At 67.5% G+C, this 18,758-nt stretch carries 15 protein-coding genes and 1 other RNA gene; 14 read left to right on the top strand and 2 right to left on the bottom strand.

The genetic code is table 11. The annotated features are described in order from the left end of the window. Window positions 1-63: 63 nt before the first annotated feature. The gene (locus tag H8S61_RS17810) at window positions 64-1,668 is read right to left on the bottom strand and encodes a helix-turn-helix transcriptional regulator (RefSeq protein WP_186939696.1); all 1,605 of its coding nucleotides are present in this window, start codon (window positions 1,666-1,668) and stop codon (window positions 64-66) included. Window positions 1,669-1,852: 184 nt separating this feature from the next. Here H8S61_RS17810 and ffs point away from each other — a divergent pair. From ffs to H8S61_RS16140, 13 genes are all read left to right on the top strand, one after another. Next, window positions 1,853-1,946: signal recognition particle sRNA small type (ffs, locus tag H8S61_RS16080), an RNA gene on the top strand. Window positions 1,947-2,154: 208 nt separating this feature from the next. Continuing rightward, window positions 2,155-2,829 (top strand): VTT domain-containing protein, encoded by a 675-nt coding sequence (locus tag H8S61_RS16085; protein WP_160943461.1) that lies wholly within the window; start codon window positions 2,155-2,157, stop codon window positions 2,827-2,829. A 56-nt stretch (window positions 2,830-2,885) separates the two neighbouring features. Then, window positions 2,886-5,030, top strand: a complete 2,145-nt coding sequence (gene dnaX / locus H8S61_RS16090; protein ID WP_186939697.1) for a DNA polymerase III subunit gamma/tau — start codon at window positions 2,886-2,888, stop codon at window positions 5,028-5,030. A 65-nt stretch (window positions 5,031-5,095) separates the two neighbouring features. Beyond that, a complete protein-coding gene (locus H8S61_RS16095; protein ID WP_154334907.1) occupies window positions 5,096-5,440 on the top strand; it encodes a YbaB/EbfC family nucleoid-associated protein in 345 nt (114 codons plus the stop codon). 22 nt (window positions 5,441-5,462) lie between these two features. Then, entirely contained in the window at window positions 5,463-6,059 is a 597-nt protein-coding gene (recR, locus tag H8S61_RS16100) for a recombination mediator RecR (protein ID WP_160943459.1), read from the top strand. Between the two features lie 144 nt (window positions 6,060-6,203). After that, entirely contained in the window at window positions 6,204-7,727 is a 1,524-nt protein-coding gene (locus H8S61_RS16105) for a helix-turn-helix transcriptional regulator (protein WP_186939698.1), read from the top strand. A gap of 207 nt (window positions 7,728-7,934) precedes the next feature. Beyond that, window positions 7,935-10,664 (top strand): molybdopterin-containing oxidoreductase family protein, encoded by a 2,730-nt coding sequence (locus H8S61_RS16110; protein ID WP_186939699.1) that lies wholly within the window; start codon window positions 7,935-7,937, stop codon window positions 10,662-10,664. Then, window positions 10,664-11,251, top strand: a complete 588-nt coding sequence (locus H8S61_RS16115) for a 4Fe-4S dicluster domain-containing protein (RefSeq protein ID WP_160943456.1) — start codon at window positions 10,664-10,666, stop codon at window positions 11,249-11,251. The genes H8S61_RS16110 and H8S61_RS16115 overlap by 1 nt, the downstream gene beginning before the upstream one ends. Then, a complete protein-coding gene (locus H8S61_RS16120) occupies window positions 11,248-12,063 on the top strand; it encodes a dimethyl sulfoxide reductase anchor subunit family protein (RefSeq protein ID WP_186939700.1) in 816 nt (271 codons plus the stop codon). The genes H8S61_RS16115 and H8S61_RS16120 overlap by 4 nt, the downstream gene beginning before the upstream one ends. A 60-nt stretch (window positions 12,064-12,123) precedes the next feature. Continuing rightward, a complete protein-coding gene (locus tag H8S61_RS16125; protein WP_186939701.1) occupies window positions 12,124-12,753 on the top strand; it encodes a 4Fe-4S dicluster domain-containing protein in 630 nt (209 codons plus the stop codon). After that, window positions 12,750-13,610 carry a 4Fe-4S binding protein gene (locus H8S61_RS16130; RefSeq protein WP_186939702.1) on the top strand — a complete coding sequence of 287 codons (861 nt, stop codon included), beginning with the start codon at window positions 12,750-12,752 and terminating at the stop codon, window positions 13,608-13,610. The genes H8S61_RS16125 and H8S61_RS16130 overlap by 4 nt, the downstream gene beginning before the upstream one ends. Beyond that, window positions 13,607-14,263, top strand: coding sequence for a hypothetical protein (locus H8S61_RS16135; protein ID WP_186939703.1), 657 nt, complete (start codon window positions 13,607-13,609; stop codon window positions 14,261-14,263). The genes H8S61_RS16130 and H8S61_RS16135 overlap by 4 nt, the downstream gene beginning before the upstream one ends. Beyond that, window positions 14,260-14,940: a TorD/DmsD family molecular chaperone gene (locus tag H8S61_RS16140; RefSeq protein ID WP_255466669.1), complete on the top strand. Its 681-nt coding sequence runs from the start codon at window positions 14,260-14,262 to the stop codon at window positions 14,938-14,940. Before H8S61_RS16135 ends, H8S61_RS16140 begins: the two co-directional genes overlap by 4 nt. 209 nt (window positions 14,941-15,149) lie before the next feature. Here the strand turns inward: H8S61_RS16140 and H8S61_RS16145 are convergent, their stop codons facing one another. Beyond that, a complete protein-coding gene (locus tag H8S61_RS16145) occupies window positions 15,150-16,448 on the bottom strand; it encodes a helix-turn-helix transcriptional regulator (protein WP_255466670.1) in 1,299 nt (432 codons plus the stop codon). A gap of 401 nt (window positions 16,449-16,849) precedes the next feature. On the opposite strand from H8S61_RS16145, the gene H8S61_RS16150 reads away from it, so the two are divergent. Further along, window positions 16,850-18,706 carry an FAD-binding protein gene (locus H8S61_RS16150; RefSeq protein WP_154334909.1) on the top strand — a complete coding sequence of 619 codons (1,857 nt, stop codon included), beginning with the start codon at window positions 16,850-16,852 and terminating at the stop codon, window positions 18,704-18,706. The last annotated feature ends 52 nt before the right edge of the window (window positions 18,707-18,758 follow it).

Below are 18,758 nucleotides of genomic sequence, written 5' to 3' on the forward strand. Positions count from 1 at the left end.
GGGCCCCCTCGTCCCTAAGCGATGATTTTTCGCGTTCTGCGGGCGATCCCGCCCTTCCGCGCGTTACTTGCGCACGTACTCGGCCATGTAGTTGAGGATGTCCTGGCGCGAGTGGAGGTCGGTTTTCTGGTAGATGTTGCGGATGTGCGTGCGCACGGTGGTGCTGGCCACGCTGAGCTCTTCGGATATGTGGGCCTGCGTGTGGCCGAGCGCGTACAGCGTGAGCACCTCGACCTCGCGCTTCGACAGCATGAACTGGGCGCCCATCACGATCGCGTCGCGCCGCATCGAGGCCTCCGCGCCGCCTTCCGACGGATCGTCCGGCCCGACGCTTTGCAGCACGCGCTTCTCGAACAGCCTCAGCTCGTCGTCGTGCTGACGTTGGGCGAGGGCGAGATCGCGCCGCGCCTGGATGGTGGACTGGATGCTCTGCACGGCGAACAGGGCCACGCCGCCCACGAGCAGGACGCCCGCGACGATGTCGGTTTCCATGGCGAACACGGGGACGAACGAGGCGAGCCACAGGGGCAGGAGGTAGGCGATGTTGATGAGGAGCGCGTAGAAATACGGGTCCCGCTTGCCCAGGTGCATGAAGCGGATGATGATGAACCAGCGCAGGATGCGGTTGAAGTCGTCCAGCACCATGGTGAGCAGGTCGATGTGCGCGCCGAGGCCGGTGGTGGCCAGGTTGAGGAACATGATGGTGCTGGCCAGGACGAACACCATGAGCCAGCACACGGTGGTGGCCGCGAACGGCGCCTTCCAGATGGAGCCGAACAGGCACGCCATGAAGACGAAGGAGAACAGGACGCCCAGCGCCATGTTCGTGGGCGAGAACAGGGAGGAGAGGGATTCGTTCTCGAAGTTGAGGCGCAGCAGACTCAGGATGACGGAGAACAGCAGCAGGGTCGCGGTGTTCCCGATGACATACCAGTTCGGCGACTTCTTCTCGTCGGCGCGATCGCCGGCATGATCGACCGGCTCCTGCGCGACGTCGGTCGCGAGCCTGTTCAGGGACGACCGGCCGGTCCGGACGATCGCGATGAGGTACAGCTGCACGCCGGCCAGCGCGAACGACGCGGCGTATTCGGCCGCCGCTCCCAGCGAGGGCAGCACGTAGAGCAGCCCTTTGGACAGGAAGTAGGCGAGGAACACGTAGGCCATGGTCGCGCGGATGTTGAGATGGCGTGCGCAGCGAAGCCAGAAGAACAGCAGCCCGGTGATGGCGAGGGCGCCCACCATCGAGGCGGCGAGGGCGAGCGTTTCGCTCGGGTGTCCGAGCAGCGTCGAGACGAGGAGCGCGGCGCTTGCGGCGAGGCTGAGCGCCGTGCACGCGTACGCGATGCGCTTCACGACCCGTTTTTGCAGGTGGTCGCTTCGGAAGGCCAGGTAGATCAGACAGAGGGCGAACAGCCCCAGGCGCAGCACGTGGAACACGTCGTACACGATGGTTTGGGCGTCCCCGCCGAAGACGAGCGTCGTGGGGATGGTGATGTCGATGAGGCGGTGCGCCTGGGGCTGCAGGGTTCCCGAAAAGTTGAAGGGCGTGAGCACCGAGAACGAGACGCGCGCGAACGCCAGGCCCAGGATGCAGGGCACGAGCGCCCGGTAGCTGCGCGCGACGGCGCGGCTGGGCGCCTCCTTGGTTTCGGCCGATGAGGTTTTCACGAGATGTCAGCTTTCATGTGCGCTCCCCTCACAGCTGCTTCGCGTCTCTGGCATTCTAGCATAGACCGCACGCGTCGAGGCTCTGTGGACATTTGGTTGCTTCGGCAGGGGAGGGGGAGCGCGGCGGGCGCGCTTCGTCTATACTGATGCTTCGCATGCGCGAGCATGCTTTTATGAGTATCTCGGATGGGCCGGGGCGGCGCCATGTTCCGAACCTGGTCAGGTCCGGGAGGAAGCAGCCATAAGGGACCGCTGGCGAGCGCCCCTGCCTATCCGGGATACTCGGTTCCGCCGATCTGACGACCGACGGAACGGCTCGACGCTGCGGGGCGCCCTCTTGCCGAATCTCGCGGCGATGTCGACGACTCACGTACCGAAGTACGCTTCGCCGTCGCCATCCCCACGATCTTCGGTACGAGGGCGCCCCTCGCTGACTTGCGTGGAGATGCGCGGTGGTTTGACAACCTGTGGCACTGAAGGGCATTCATGGACATCATCAACTTCTTCGTCAACCTGCTCAGCGACCCGCGCGGGGCGATTGCCGGCTGGATCATCGCGTTGGGCCCCTTTTGGGTGTACTCGCCGCTGTTCCTCATCGTGTTCGTGGAGACGGGCCTCGTGTTCTTCCCCTTCCTGCCCGGCGATTCGCTGCTGTTCGCAGCCGGCGTGTTCTCGGCCGACGGCGGCGGGTTGAACATCTGGGCCACGCTCATCGTGTTCTACGTCGCGGCCATCCTGGGCAACACCTCGAACTACTGGATCGCCCGCTTCTTCGGCAAGCGCATCATCGACTCCGGCAAGGTGAAGGCGCTCACGCCCGAGCGCATGGCCAAGCTCGACCACTTCTTCGCGAAGTTCGGCGGCCTGACCATCGTCATCACGCGCTTCATGCCGTTCTTCCGCACGTTCGCCCCGTTCATCGCCGGTACCGGCCACATGAACTTCGGCAAGTTCACGCTGTTCAACTGCATCGGCGGCATCGCGTGGGTCAGCCTGTTCGTGCTGGTGGGCTACTTCTTCGGCGGCATTCCCGTGGTGCAGGAGCACTTCGAGGTCATCGTGCTGGGCATCGTGGCCGTGTCGGTGGCGCCGGCCATCGTCGGCGCCGTCAAAGCGGCGATGAGCGCTCGCAAGGCGAAGAAGGCCAACGCCGACGCATAAGGCGCGCGGCGTGCGCGATCAAGATGAAAGCAAACGCGAGATTGTGAGCATACACGATGGCAGAGGCACTCTATAGAAAATACCGCCCGCAGATCTTCGAAGACGTGGTGGGCCAGGAGCACATAGAACGCACGATCAAGAACGCGATCGAGCAGGACAAGGTGAGCCACGCCTACCTGTTCACGGGCCCGCGCGGTACCGGCAAGACCACCACCGCGCGCCTGCTGGCGAAAGCGCTGCTGTGCGAGCACGGCCCCACGCCCGAGCCCGACGGCACGTGCGACGACTGCGTGATGATCGCGAACGGCGAGCACCCCGACGTGTACGAGCTGGACGCCGCGTCGCGCACCGGCGTGGAGAACGTGCGCGAGGAGATCATCGGGCGCGTGCAGTTCGCCCCCACGCGCGGGCGCTACAAGATCTATATCATCGACGAGGTCCACATGCTGTCGACGGCGGCGTTCAACGCGCTGCTGAAGACGCTCGAGGAGCCGCCGAGCCACGTCGTGTTCATCCTGGCCACCACCGATCCGCAGAAGGTGCCCGAGACCATCCACTCGCGCTGCCAGCGCTTCGACTTCCGCCGCATCTCGGCCGAGTCCATCGTGTCGCGCCTCGGCGCCATCTGCGTGTCCGAGGACGTGGAGTTCGAGGGCGAGGCGCTCGACCTCATCGCGCATCGCGCCGAAGGCGGCATGCGCAACGCGCTGACCTCGCTCGAGCAGCTCATCGCGTTCGGCGAGGGCAAGGTGACGATGGAGGTGGCCGAACGGCTGCTGGGATCCATCGACACGAACGACCTCGCCGAGATCGTGCGGGCCATCGGCACGCGCGACGTGGCGTCGTGCTTCCGCTGGACGGCCGAGTACGTGGAGACGGGCGCCGATCTCGCGCAGTTCACGCGCGACCTGGCCGAGCACATCCGCAACATGTACGTGCTGTCGCTGGCGGGCGCCGACGTGGCGCTCGACGTGGGCGAGACCGTGCGCCGCGAGCTGGCGAGCGAGCTGCCGCTGTTCGGGCCCGACCGGCTGGCGCGGCTGCTGGGCGTGCTGGGCGATCTGTCGGCCGAGCTGAAGACGTCGACGAACCCGCGCCTGTCGTTCGAGATCGCGCTCACCCGCATGGTGCGTCCCGATTCGGATCTGACGCTGGAAGCGCTCGCCGAGCGCGTCGAGGTGCTGGAGAGCGGGCATTCCGCGGTGGCGCACGTGACCGGCGGCGGGGCTGCCGCGGCGGCGAGCGCTGCACCGGCGCAGGCGCCGGCTGCGGCGGCGCCTGCGCCCCAACCGGTCGCAGCGGCCCCCGCCCCCAGCCATGTGCCGACGGAGAATCATGCCGTGACGGCCGGCGTTGCGCCGACGCAATCGGCACCGACCCCGCAGGTCGTTCCGCCGTCGCAAGGGGCGGGGGGAGCGCCGGCGCAGCCTGCGCCTGCTGCGCAAGTCGCTTCGCCGTCGCAGGCGAGCGGGCCTGCTCCTGCCCCGGCCGGCGCCCCCACGGACCAGCTGAAGGCGAGCTTGCAGAACCCCGCCGCGTTGCAGCGGGTGTGGCAGGCGGCGCTGGCGACGCTCAAGAAGAACAAGGCCGCCTACGGCGTGCTGTTCCTCAACACGAAGGCGGTGTACGACGCGGACAAGGGGACGCTGATCATCGAGTTCCCGGCTGAGAACTCGTTTGCGTTCAAGGCGGTGCAGAAACCCGACGTGCAGGAGGCCGTGTCGGTGGCGCTCACGCAGGCATGCGGCGAGTCGCTGCACTTCGCCTACGCGCAGGGCGGCGCGGTTGCCACGGCTTCGGCATCGGCGGCGGTTCCCGCGTCGGCTCCGCGTCCCGCGCCCGCGCCGCGCCCGCAGGTGCAGCAGGCGGCCCCGGCTCCGCGTCCCGCGCCGGCTTCTGTTCCCGCGTCCGCCCCCCGGCCGGCCGCGGTTCCCGACTACGACATTCCCCCGTACGAGGACGAAGTGGTTCCGTACGACGACGGCTTCGTCTCGTCCTCTCCGGCCCCGGCTCCCGCCGCGACCCCCGCGCCCGCGCCCGCGCCGGCTGCGACCCCCGCGCCGACGCCCGGGCCCGCGCCGGTCGATGCGCACTCGTCGGCGACGCCGACGCCTGCGGACGCCAAGTCGCCCGAGGAGCTGCAGGCCATCCTGGCCGCCGGCTTCGGCGATGGCGTGCGCGTCGAAGAAGTGAGAGAATAACGCGACAGATATTCCGCCGCACGCATGCGGCATGTGCAAACGACCCTGAAAGATAGGAGACGACGATGTCCAAACGAGGCGGTTTTCCCGGCGGTGGCGGCGGCAACATGGGCGCCATGATGAAGCAGGCGCAGAAGATGCAGGCCGAGCTGGCGAAGGCTCAGGACGAGATCAAGGACATGACGTTCGAGGCCACGGCCGGCGGCGGCATGGTGAAGGTCGTGGCAACCGGCGACATGGCCGTGCAGAGCATCGTCATCGACCCCGAGGCCGTGGATCCCGAGGACGTCGAAATGCTGCAGGATATGGTGGCAGCCGCCGTGAACGAGGCGCTGCGCGGCGTGTCCGAGCTGAGCTCCCAGCGCCTGAATGCCGCCACGGGCGGCATGAACATCCCGGGCCTCATGTAGCCCGGTCCGGAAGAATACGATCGTGTACGCTGCGCCGTCCATCCAGAAGCTGCTCGACGAGCTGGAACGCTTGCCGGGCGTCGGGCCGAAGTCGGCGCAGCGTATCGCGTACTGGATCCTCAACACCGACAAGGCGACGGCGCTGCGCCTGTCCGAGGCCATCGCCGAGGTGAAGGAAACCGTGCGCTTCTGCTCGCGCTGCTTCAACTACGCCGAGGGCGAGCTGTGCGAGATATGCCAGTCGTCCAAGCGCGACGCGAGCATCATCTGCGTGGTCAGCGAGCCGCGCGACATCCCGCCCATCGAGCGCACCGCCGTCTACAACGGCGTGTACCACGTGTTGGGTGGGGCGCTTTCGCCCATGGAGGGCGTCGGCCCCGACGAGCTTCATATCGCCGAGCTCATGAAGCGCCTCGCGTCCGACGAGGTGCGCGAGGTGGTGCTGGCCACGAACCCCAACGTGGAAGGCGAGACCACGGCGACCTACCTCGCCCGGCTCATCAAACCGCTCGGCATCGCCGTCACCCGTCCCGCCAGCGGCCTGCCCGTCGGCGGCGACCTCGAGTTCGCCGACGAGGTGACCCTCGGCCGCGCCATCGAAGCCAGGCGGCCGCTGTAGGGCAAGCGAGGGGAGTTTACTCCTTGCGCGTGCGAGTTTAATCCCGGCGGGGGGCCTCCCTTGCGACCTGATGAAGTAGTATAGAATGCAAGGCGGCGGCATCGAAACGGGTGATGGGGCCTGCCGATGGGGCAAGGGGGACGCATGAGGGCGTGGCCGGCGGCGAAATACTTGACGTACTGTTTCTGGCGCTCGTGGATATTGGTGGTATACACCGCGCCTATCTGGAGCTATGTGGCGGCTGGAACAGGGGCGGCGTCCTGCTCGTTCTCCATGTACGCCTGGTCGACCGTGGCGTTCGCCGCGGTTGCGGCGCTGTTGGCGCTGTTCCATGGACAAGCCTCCCGCCTGCTTTCGCGCAAGGGCGTCATGTGCGCGGCGGGCATCGTTTCGTCGGTCGGCATGCTGATGGAGTACGCGGGCGCGTTCCTGTTCGGCGGCGGCGGGAACCCGCTGTTCGTGATCGGCGCGCTGCTCACGGGTGTCGGGACCGCGTTCATCGCCGTGCGCGCCGGCCAGATCTACGCTGCGACGCGTCCGGTGGTGGCCGTGACGAACACCGCGCTTTCCGAGCTGGCTTCCGGGCTCGTCTTCTTCTTCGTGGTGGGCACCGTGCCCCAGATCGCCTTGCTGGTAGCGGCGCTGCTTCCCCTGGCCGCCGCGCTCATGACCCTGTTCGAGCCCGATGCGGACGAGGCCCGGATGCCGGCGCGCCATCGGGCCGCCGAACTCGATGCGTCGACGCGGCGGGCGAGCGTGTCCGCGTTCGTCCGCTTCCTCGTGGTGGTGTTCCTGCTCACGTTCATGGCGAACCTGTCGAAAGGGGCGTTCGCGCTGCAGGATGCCGATGCCTCTCTGGCCAGCGGCACGGTGGGCGTTTCGCTGGTCATCTTGGTAAGCTTCGTGCTGGTGCTGGTCAGCAGCTTGCTCAAGTCGTTCGACTTCGGCGTGGCGTACTACCCGCTCGTGCTCATGCTGGTGCTGGCGGTGGTCGTGGTGTTCTCGTCCGACGCGGGCAACATGGCTGCGGCGTCGGTGATCGTGCTGGTGTACTGCCTGTTCTCGTTGTTCATGTGGTGCTTGCTCGCGTATCTGGCGCGCAGCGACTACTGGAGTCCCATCCAGGTGTTCGGTTGGGGCCGCTCCGTGTTCGCGCTCGGCTCCTTTGCGGGGCTCGTGGTGGGGCAGGGCTATCCCGCTTTGGGGCTGGGCGAGTCGCAGTCGTTCGTGATCGGCCTGGTGCTGGCGTTCTTGCTGGTGGCCGCGTCCATGCTCATCTTTCGCGAAAGCGACGTGCGCAAGATCACGAGCGCCGGTTGGCTGGCCGTCGAGGCGGTGGCGGCGACGCCGAGCCGGGGCGACGTCGGCGAAGCCGTCGGCCCGGTCGACGCGACGATGCGCGGGGATGCGCGCGATGCCGGCACCGGCGGGGCCGTCGGGACCGTCTTCGGCCTCGATGCCGAGACGTTCGCGGCCGACCACAACCTCACCGTGCGCGAGCGCGAGGTGTTCGACCTCATGCTGCGCGGGCGCGATGCGAAATCCATCGGCGAGGCGCTCGTCATCTCCGACAACACGGCCAAAGCGCACATCCGCAGCATCTACGCCAAGACCGGCGTTCACACGCGCCAGGAGTTCATCGACGCCACCGAGCACGTGGCTCGCTGATTCGAATACGGCTCCCGTTCTTTTGGAAGCGGCCGCTATGCGGCCGTTTTGCCCGTTGGGGCTCGAGTTTACTCATCTCGTTCCCCGGTTTAGGCTTTCCAGGCGATAGGCGCGCAGGCTCGCGCCGCGCACAATCTCTCTCGTGAAGGTCGCCGCGGCGCAACGTCGCGAACGACCATGAGGAGACGAGAGAGAAAGGCGATGTGTATGAGTCAGCTCAACATGTCGAGGCGCGGGTTCGTGAAAGCCGCTGCCGCCACCGGCGCGCTTGCCGCGTTCGGGACGGCGACTGTCGGCACTGCGTTCCGCGAAGCGCATGCCGACGAGACGACCTCGCAGACGAAGAAGGTCTACACCTCCTGCCAGGCGTGCATCTGCAGCTGCGCCGTCATCGCGACGGTGCGCGACGGGCGCGTCATCCGGCTCGAGGGCAATCCGGAAAGCCCCATCAGCCGCGGAGGCCTGTGCGCGAAGGGGCTGTCGGGCATCCAGGCGCTGTACAACCCCTGCCGCAACAAGTACCCCATGAAGCGCGTGGGGGAGCGCGGCACGAACAGCTTCGAGCGCATCAGCTGGGACCAGGCCATCGAGGAGATCGCGCAGAAGCTTACGCAGGATTTCTTCAAGTACGGCGGTGAGTCGCTGGTCACCTCCACGGGAGGCGGCGGCAACCCGCACTTCAGCTCGCCGTGCCGGTTCACGCAGGCGCTCGGGTCGCCGAACATCTTCGAACCGGGCTGCGCGCAGTGCTTCCTGCCGCGCATGGCCACGTTCTCGCTCATGTACGGCGGCAGCAAATCGGGCACCACGTCGATGGCCGACTCGAAGTACGGCGGCTGCGCGTCGCTCTACTTCCCGGAGGACAACCCCATCCAGACGCTCGTCATGTGGGGCACGTGCACCAGCTACCACGCCCCCTCCGGTTCGGGTCGCGCCATCGCCGAGTTGCGCGCTCGCGACCAGGGCCTCGATATGGTGGTGGTCGATCCGCGGTTCACGCCGGACGCCGCCATGGCGGACGTGTGGCTGCCCATCCGCCCCGGCACGGACGTGGCGCTCATGATGACGTGGATCCGCTACATCATCGAGAACGAGCTGTACGACGAGGACTTCTGCAAGCGCTGGACCAACTTGCCGTACCTTATCGACACCGAGACGAAGAAGATGCTGCGCGCCTGGGAGGTGGGCTTGGGCGATGCCGACGCGGTCGACGCCGACGACACGTTCGTGGTGTGGGATCGGGCGACGAACTCCGCGAAGCCGCTGCCGTGGCCCTACGACGAGGCGCTCGACCCCGCGTTCTTCGGCACGTACGAGATCGACGGAACGCAGTATCCCACGGCGTTCACGCTGCTGCAGGAGCGCGTGGACGAGTGGACGCTGGAGCGCGGCTGCGAGGTGTGTTGCCTCGATGAGGACCAGGTGGAGAAGGCCATCCGCATCTACGCCGAGAACGCCCCGTCGGGCCTCATCCTGGGCGTGGCCACCGATATGAGCCCGCAGTCGGCCCAGGGCACCGAGGGCGCGTGCATCCTGGAGTTTTTGCTGGGCAACGTGGAGAAGCCGGGCGCGCTTTTGCAGCGCTTCCCCGACCCGCCGAACAAGGTGGACCTCGGCACCATGAACACGCTGGTCACCGGCGAGATGCTGGAGAAGCGCCTGGGGTATCGCGAGCACAAGGGCCTCGGCATCTGGTCGCACGCGCACATCCCCACCGTGTTCAAGGCCATCACCACGGGCGAGCCGTACCAGCCGCGCAACTGGATGGAGCGCTCGGGCAACAAGCATGCCATGATCGGCAACGCGGGCCAGCTCACCGAGATCATCGACAAGATGGAGATGATCTGCCACCTGTACATGTACCCCACGGCGTTCACCATCGAGGCGGCCGACTACGTGCTGCCCACGCAGGAGTGGCTGGAGAGCTACTTCACCATCGCGCACGCGAACAAGATCATCATCCGTCAGCCGGTGGTGCACCTGTACGAAACGGTGAACGAAGGCGTCATCTGGTCCGAGATCGCGCATCGTTGCGCCGAGCTGGGCAATCCGTTCGCGCAGAAGGCCTTCGACAAGGAGTACCTGGCAACGCTGGGCACCGATCTCGTGTACTGGCGCGGCCAGCAGGAGATGATGGACTTCCACATGGGCACCCTGCCCATGAGCTGGGACGAGCTGGCCGAGCTGGGCACGTACGAGTGGATATCCAAGGAGGACTACCTCACGTACTACACCTACAAGACCATCGACCCGAAGACGGGGAAGGAGAAGGGCTGGAGCACGCCGTCCAAGAAGGTGGAGCCGTACTCCGAGGCGACGCTCATGCTGGGCCGCACCGGCGAGCCGTGGGCCATGGCCGAAGGCAAATCCTATACGATGCCAGCAGCCGATGAGGACTACGATCCCTTGATCTACTATCTGGAGCCCGAGGAGACGAACCTGACCGATACCGAGTATCCCATCATGCTCACCCAGGGCCGCATCCCGCACTACCATCACGGCACGCTGCGCAACATCCCCTACCTGCGCGAGCTGTACCCGGTACCCCTCGTCAGCATCCATCCCGAGACGGCCGCCGCATGCGGCGTGGAAGACGGGCAGTGGGTGTGGGTCGAGAGCCGCCGCGGCAAGGTGCGCGGCAAAGCCTGCGTGACCCTGGGCATCGCCAAGGGCACCGTGCACATGGAACGGTTCTGGAACCCCGAGTACCTGGACACCGACACGCCGAGCAAGGCGTGGACCGAGATGAACGTGAACATGCTCACCAAGACCGACGGGCGTTTCAGCCCCGAGCACGGCACGTACACGCTGCGCGGCTTCACCGTGAAGGTGTACCCCGCTCCCGAGGGCGCTCCCGAGGGCGCCTGGATCGATCCGACCGACTTCGAGCCGTGGATGCCTGCGTTCAGCGAATCCACTGAGGTGGTGTTCAAATAATGGCCCAGTACGCAATCGTCGTCGACCTCGACCGCTGCATCGGCTGTCACGGATGCGAGGTCGCCTGCAAGAACGAGAACAACATCGCGTTGGGGGAGTATTGGAACAAGGTGGTGGATCGCGGCCCCTTCGGCGAGTACCCCGACCTGGAGATGTACTTCCTGCCCACCATGTGCCAGCAATGCCAGGACGCACCCTGCGCGAACGTGTGCCCCACCGGGGCGAGCTACCGCGATGCCGACGGCATGGTGCTGGTGGACAAGGAGAAGTGCATCGGCTGCAAGTACTGCATGATGGCCTGCCCCTACGGCGTGCGATCGTGGAACGTCGCCGAGAGCGTGGTGGAGAAGTGCACCTTGTGCGCCCATCTGACCAAGAACGGCGAGCTGCCCCTGTGCGTGCGCACGTGCTCGGCCGGCGCGCGCTTCTTCGGCGACCTGGACGATCCCTCGTCCGATGCGGCGAAGGCGCTGGCGGCGGCCGACCCCGCCAGCGTCCACACGCTCGTCGACGTGGGGAACCGCCCGGCGACGCACTATATCCTGTCACCTCAGCGCGCGGCTTGGAAGGAAGGTGAGCGGGCATGACGATCCAATGGTCTTTGGTGCTGTTCACGGTGTTGTCCGGATGCGGCGCTTGGCTGTTCGCCTGCACGGCCGCCGACGAGTTCCGGGGTGGCGCGGCGAAACGGGTTCGCATTCCGGCCTGCATCGGCGCGATCGCGCTGCTGGTGGTGGGCGGAATCGCCTCGGCCACGCACCTCTCGCACGTCGATCGCATGATGGCGGTGCTCGCGCACCCCACGGCGGGCATCTTCCTGGAGGCGCTGCTGCTGGGCCTGCTGGCCGTGTGCATCGCGGCGTACGCGCTGCTGGTGAAGCGCGAGGCGTCGCCGACGGCGCGCAAGGTGCTGGCGGCGACGGGCATCGTTTTGGCGGCGGCGTTCTCGTTCGCGTGCGGCGTGTCCTACATGATGTCGTCGCGTCCGGTGTGGAACACGGTTGCGCTGCCGCTGGCGTACCTGGGCACGGCGATGGCTTCGGGCACGGCGCTCTACCTCATGCTGTGCGCGGCCTTCAAAGTGGATGACGGCGACATGAGGGGCGCTGCCCGCTACGCCGCCGTCGGAGGAGCGGTTGCGCTCGTGCTGGGCCTTGCGTACGGCGTGGCGAGCGGGATCGCGTTCGGCGAGCAGGCGGCCCTGTTCTGGGCGGCCGTGGTGCTGTGCGGCTCGGCGGCGCCGACGGCGTGCGGCGCGCTGGCGGCGCGGAAGCCGGGCAGCGCGTTGGCGCTCGGCGCGGTGGGGCTGGCGGGCGCGCTGGTGGGCTCCATCGCCCTGCGCGCGGCGATGTGGCTCGTGGGCGTCGCGGTGGCCAACTATTTCGGATTCGCGCTCTAGGGTTCGCGTCCCGGGCGACGCGTGCGCCGCCCGGGACGATGGAAGAAAGCAAGGCGAGATATGGCTGATTACACGAGGCGGGCGTTTTTGGGATTCGCCGCCGCCACGGCCGCATGCGCCGGCGTGGGCGGAGCGGCGAAGGCGTTCGCCGGCGACGGCGACCTGCTGCGCCCGCCGGGCGGTCAGGACGAGGGCGCGCTGTGGGCGGCATGCGTGAAATGCGATCGCTGCCGCAGCGCGTGCCCGACGAACGTGGTGGGGGTCGCGCATGTGGAGGACGGGCTGCTGCAAGCTCGCACGCCCGTGCTCGATTTCCATCGAGGGTACTGCGATTTCTGCGGGAAGTGCCAGGAGTGCTGCCCGACCGGGGCGCTGGGCCCGTTCGACCCCGAACGCGACGAGCTGGGCGTGGCCGTCGTGCAGAAGGACCGCTGCATCGCGTACTTCGAGGGGTGCGTCGAATGCGAGAAGGCGTGCCCGTACGAGGCGATCGCGCTTGACGAGGCCGGGCACCCGGTGGTCGATGCGGCGGCGTGCAACGGCTGCGGCGTGTGCGAAAACGTGTGCCCGGCGCTCGTGTACCGCTCGTTCGCGGGCGGCACGCGGCGCGGCATCGTGGTGGTTTCGCCCGCGCGCTACGAGCGCCTGGGCACGACGGTGGCGAACGATGAGAGCGAGATGATGGCATGAGGAAGCCCCCGGCGTCCACCTTGCGGATATTGAGCGCGCTCGGCGTGGCGGCGCTCGTGTGTGCGGGCCTGGCGTTCCATACGGGCACGGGCACGCCCAGCTCGTTCGGGATCGCCGACATCGCGGCGTTGTGCCCGCTGGGAGGCTTGGAGGCGGCCATCGCGTCGAGGACGGTGGTGCCGCCGATGCTCATCGGGCTGGCCGTCGTCGTGGTGATCACGCTGCTTCTGGGCCGCGCGTTCTGCGCTTGGGGTTGCCCCGTGCCCCTGCTGAAGCGGGCGTTTCGCGGGAAGAAGGCGAGCGTGCCCGCGCCCGCGAAGCGGGAGGCGGGCGTGGCGGGCGACTCGCGTATGTGGGTGCTCGGCGGGGCGCTGCTCTCCACTGCGGCGCTCGGCTTTCCGGTGTTCTGCCTCGTGTGCCCGGTGGGGCTGACGTTCGGCACGCTCGTCGTGGTGTGGCGGGTGTTCCAGTTCAACGAGGTCACCTGGTCGTTGGCGGTGTTTCCGGCGCTGCTCGTTTTGGAGCTGGCGGTAGCGCGGAAATGGTGCCATCGGTTCTGCCCGTTGGGGGCGCTGCTGTCGCTGATCTCGCGCGGCAACCGGACGTTCCGTCCGAGCGCCGCCGCGAAAGCGTGCCTGCACGCCGCGCACGGGGAGGGATGCCGTCGCTGCGCCGAGGCGTGCCCCGAGGGCATCGACCTGCACGACTCGGCGGCCTCTGCCCCGCTGAACGAGTGCGTGAAATGCCGCGCATGCGCCGATGCGTGCCCGGCGCATGCCATAACGTTCCCGTTCTTGCCCAAGAAGCCCGCGCTCGGGTCGTCTGCGGCCGAGCTTGATTTGAAGGAGGAGCAATGAGAGTCGAAGAGGTGTTCAAAGCGGCACCCGGATGCCAGAAGGTGCTGATGGCCGCGCTGGAAGCGTGCCGCGTGCCGCGCACGCCCGGCGAGCTGGATGCGGTCATGGGCGAGGTGCTGCGGTGCAACCGCTCGGTCTACCGCCCGGTGGAATTGCGCGCGCTGCTGGAGCGGTACGGCGCCTTGGCGTACGAGCCCAGCGAGGAGGAGCTTGCGGCGGAGGCCGCGCGCGCTGCGGGCGAGGAGCCGGAGGTTCCCGTCGACGAGGACGGCAACCTCGTGGCGGTCGATCCGGCCGAGGGCACGTGGTCGCTCACGGAGGAGGGCGCGGCCTATCTCGACGCCGACCCTCTAGGCGCGAAGGCGGAGGCGCTGTTGGCCAAAGACGCGGTCTACGTGCCGGTGTACCGCGCGCTGCTGGAGCTGGCAGCCGAGCGCCCGCGGTCGAAAAGCGCTATCGACGAGGCGATCGATCCCCATCCGCTCGCGCAGAGCCCGCGTTTGTTCGCCGGCTATTTCCTGGGCGAGCTGGAGCGGGTCGATGCGATGGAGTGGGCCGATGCCTGGCGCATCACCCCGCGCGGCCGCAACCTGCTGGAAGCGCTGCGCGATAAGGAGCACGACGAGAGCGGCGTTGCCGCGAAGGAGGCATGATGACGAACGAGGGAACGAGCGCTCTTGTGGAGGCGCTCCGCCAGCAGAATGCGGCATACGGGTTTTGCTCCCGCTTGCTGCGCACCGAGGTCGACGACGATGCGCTTGCGCGCTTGCGGGCGATGAAACTTCCCGCCGATACGGGCAACGGCCACCTTGATGCGGGCTACCGCGGCCTGTGCGCTGCCGTGAGCGCGGGCGGCGAGCGCATGCGCGGCGATTTGGCGGTGGACTTCCTGCACACGTTCATCGGCGTGACGCAGGAGATCGAGCACGTGGCGTTTCCGTACGAATCGGTGTACACGTCGCCCGAGCGTTTGCTGATGCAGGATGCGCGCGACGAGGTGCTGGCGGCGTACCGCGCGGCGAAGGTGGTGCTGGTGGACGAGGCGTGCGAGCCGGAGGACCACCTGGCGTTCGAGCTGGAGTTCATGCAGCTGCTGGGCGAGCGCGCCGCCGACGCCTTCGATGCGGGGGACGAAGGGGCGTGCGCGCGCCTGTTGGAAACTCGCCGCGCGTTCCTCGAGGAGCATCTGCTGAACTGGGTGCCTGCGTTCGCCGCCGACGTGCAGCGCATCGCGCGCACGGGCTTCTACCGCGCGCTCGCGGACATCGTGCTGGGCGTGCTCGAAACCGACCGTGCGTTTCTCGCCGACGTGCTGGACGATGCGGCGTAGCGTCGGAACGCGGGCATAAAAAATGGGACGCGAACGTCCCAAAGAAAGACAAAGGGTTCTGCCCCCTCCAAAAAACAGAACCCTTATCTTTACCGAAGCATCAAAGCCTCTGTAAATGCACGGATGATTATACCACCCCTCTCCACGAAATCACAACATATATTTTCGGCGAACACCGTTCAACCTTGCGACCTGCGGAAACGGGAGCATCAAACGGTGGTTGCGGACTTCGTCAGGCGCAGGATGTCCTCGCGCGACGACACGTCGAGCTTGCGGTAGATGTTGTGGATGTGGGTGCGCACCGTGTTCGGCGAGATGAACAGGACGTCGGAGATGTAGGCGCCGCTGTGCCCCTCGGCGAGGTAGGCGAGGATCTCCTGCTCGCGCGCCGTGAGGTTGTGCGCGGCGGCCAGCTGGGCGCAGCGATCGAGCGACCGGGCGGGCGTCGCCTCGTCCTCGATGCGTTCGGCGGCGCGCGGCTCGTCGCGGGCGTCGCGCGTGCGGCGCACGTACGACGACAGCACCATGACGAACGCGTACAGCGTGGTGGTCACCGTCACCGCCACGTGGACGAGGTCGTCGTCGAGCACGCTCGCGAAGCTCTGGCCGGCGAACGAGGCGGCGCAGAACAACAGCACGGCGGTGGAGAACACGAGGTCGGCCGAGAACTCGCCCGCGTTCGCGATGGCGCACAGCGTGGCCAGCGTGAGGATGGCGGCGAGCGCGTACAGCGCGTAGGTTAAAAACGACACGAGCGCCGATCCGCTGCCGACGGACGCGGAGATGCTCGTGGCGGCCAGCAGCACCATGGCCATGAGCGGCAGGAACGTCTGGTGCATGCCGCCGCGCAGCGCGAAGCGCTTCTTGCGCAGGGCCGTGTAGGCCAGCAGCGCCGCCGCGTCGAGCGCGAGCGCGGCCAGGTAGGCGTCCTGGCTCTCGTTGAACGCGGTGCGCATGACCGCCATCGCGAATGCGAACACGAGCAGCCCCAGCCCCGGCGCGACGATGACGTCGGCCAGCGAGGCGATGGTGGCGCTTGCCGTGCGGCCCTCGGGACGCTCGGGCGCCGCCTCGTCGCCGTCGTGCGCCATCCCCGAGAACGCGAGGGGGACGATGACGGCCACGATGGAGCTCAGCACGAACAGCACCGTCACGCCCGGCAGCGGCAGGACGGCGTACAGGAAGCAGATGCCCGCCGACAGCATGCTGGCGAGCGAGACCGCGACGAGCGCGCGCTTGATCTTGAAGCGCGCGCAGATGCGCCCCCAGGCGAGCGCCAGGCACGCGTCGCCGAGGGCCGCGGCCGTGGACAGCGCGATGATCGGCGCGTCGTCCGGGCTGCCGAACCAGGAGAAGTACGCGAACGCGAGCGCGCAGCACAGGTACAGGATGCCGCCTCCCGCGCCGAGCAGCATGAAGGGGAGGCGCTTGCCCGTCAGCGACAGCCCCACGAACAGCGCTCCGAACAGCGTGGCGGCCAGCAGCGTGGTTTCCGCGAACGTGCCCATGAACAGCTCGGCGTGCTCGAAGCGCAGAAACGAGATGACGGTGCCCGAGTAGATGAGCAGCGTGGAGAACAGGCAGGCGACCCCGACGATCAGCGCAGCCGTCGCGGGCGGTGAAATCTCGCCGTCCGTCCGCGCGCTGCCAAGCTCTTTCGTGCTGTTGCGTTGTGCCTCGATGGTCGCTCCCTTCCCGCCGTGTGCGTCGCATTATACCATTCACGCACTTCACCTGCGCAAACGACCAGCGTTGAGACGGTCTACGTAAAACTGTTGAGATGACCGTCCCATCTGCGGAAACGGAAATCAACGTTTTTTCGGATGGAAGCGCGCGCCGTCGGAGGCAAAGATGGGGGCGCAGAGTTCAAGGCACAACGCAGAAGCACAACGCAAAGGAGATGGGGAACATGGAGCTTTCTCGCAGGAACTTCTTGGTGGGCGCGGCGAGCGCGGGCATCGTCGGCGCGATGGCGGGGCTGACCGGATGCGCGCCGCAGACGTCGGCCGCATCGGCGAAGGGCGGCGACGCGTCGTCCGCCGAGGGCGCGGCGGCGCGCCCGACCTATTACATGTGCGACGAGGATTGGCTGGGCAGCGCGCCCGAGATCGCCGACGCCGACATCGCGGAGACGAAGAGCTTCGACGTCGTGGTGGTGGGCGGCGGCCATGCCGGCACGCAGGCGGCGCTCGCGGCGGCGCAGGAGGGTGCGAAGGTGGCCGTCATCGAGAAGCACAACGACGGCGAGATCGTCTACCGCGGCGACGACATCTGCTCGTACAACTCCCAGATGCTCGAGGCGTGGGGCTTCGGCCCGTACGACCTCGACGAGATCGTCAACGAGTACGTGCGCCGCGCCAACGGCCGGTGCAACACCGAGGTCATCCGCTCGTTCGTGTACAACTCCGGCGAGATGATGGACAACCTGGCCTCGCTCATCCCCGAGACGTCGGACGTGTTCGACTACGAGGGCGGGCAGTGCATCGTGCAGATCGCCTACGACAAGCCCAGCGGCGCCGATTACCCCGTGGAGGTGTCGGGCTACAAGATGTGGGCCTCCACCGTGCAGACGGTGGGCACGAAGAACGAGCAGCCCGTGGGCAAGAAGCAGAAGACGGGCATCTCGCGCCTGGCCGAGATCGAGGAGTACTGCCGCGATGCGGCCGAGGACCTGGGCGCGGAGTGGTTCTGCGGGCAGACCGCGGCACGCTGCGTGCAGGACGCCGACGGAGCCGTGACCGGCGTCATCGCCGAGGACGCCGACGGAAACTACGTGAAGTACGAGGCGTCCAAGGGCGTCATCCTGGCCACGGGCGACTTCGGCGGCAACACCGACATGGTGTGGGAGCTGTGCTCCGAATGCGCCGAGAACGCCGAGCGCCACGGCGTGGATCGCGGCGAGCTCATGGGCATGACCGACTGCGACGGCTCCGGCCACAAGATCGGATGCTGGGCGGGCGGTGCCATCGAGAGCCATCCGCGCCCGGTGGCGGGCGACGCGCCCTCCATCTCGTTCGGCCCCTGGGGCTCCACGCCGTGCCTGTGGATGAACTGCAACGGCCAGCGCTTCATGAACGAGTCGTTCGCCGGCCTCGTGCTGGCGCAGTCGGCGCGCCAGCCCATCGACCTGGACGCCAAGATGGTGGGCAACTTCGCCATCATGGACAGCAAGTACATGCAGTACATCCAGGCGGGCGGCCTCGATCACGGCGCTCCCAACTGGGGCTTCCCCGAGGGCATCGAGGAGTTCCAGGCGAACATGGAGGCGGCCGACCCCGCCGTCGGCACCGCCGAGGTGCGCGGCCTGGAGATCGCGAACCGCACGAGCCCGTTCGTGAACGAGATCTTCGTGGGCGCCACCGTCGAGGAGGTGCTGAAGAACGCGGGCCTCGAGGGCGAGGCGCTCGAGAACGCCAAGGCCAGCGTCGAGCGCTACAACGAGCTGTGCGCGGCGGGCAAGGACACCGACTTCGGCAAGCCGGAGAACCTGCTGATCCCCATCGACGAGGGCCCGTTCTACCTGGCCGTGCAGGGTACGAACAAGCTGTACGGTCCCGGCCTCAACACGCTGGCGGGCCTGTGCGTGAACGGCAACTACCAGGTGCTGACCGCGTCGAAGAACGCGGTGATCGACGGCCTGTACGCCGTGGGCAACACGATGGGCGAGCGCTACGGCAACGCCTACAACTGCCCCTCGGCCGGCAACAACATGGGCAACGCCATGACGAGCGGCCGCGTGGCCGGCAAGCACGCCGCCACCGCGTAGCCCCTTTCCGACGACATCCCTCCCTCCCAGCGATGCCGCGCCCCTCAGGGCG

This window comes from Eggerthella hominis (assembly GCF_014287365.1).
GTDB classification, from domain to species: domain Bacteria; phylum Actinomycetota; class Coriobacteriia; order Coriobacteriales; family Eggerthellaceae; genus Eggerthella; species Eggerthella guodeyinii.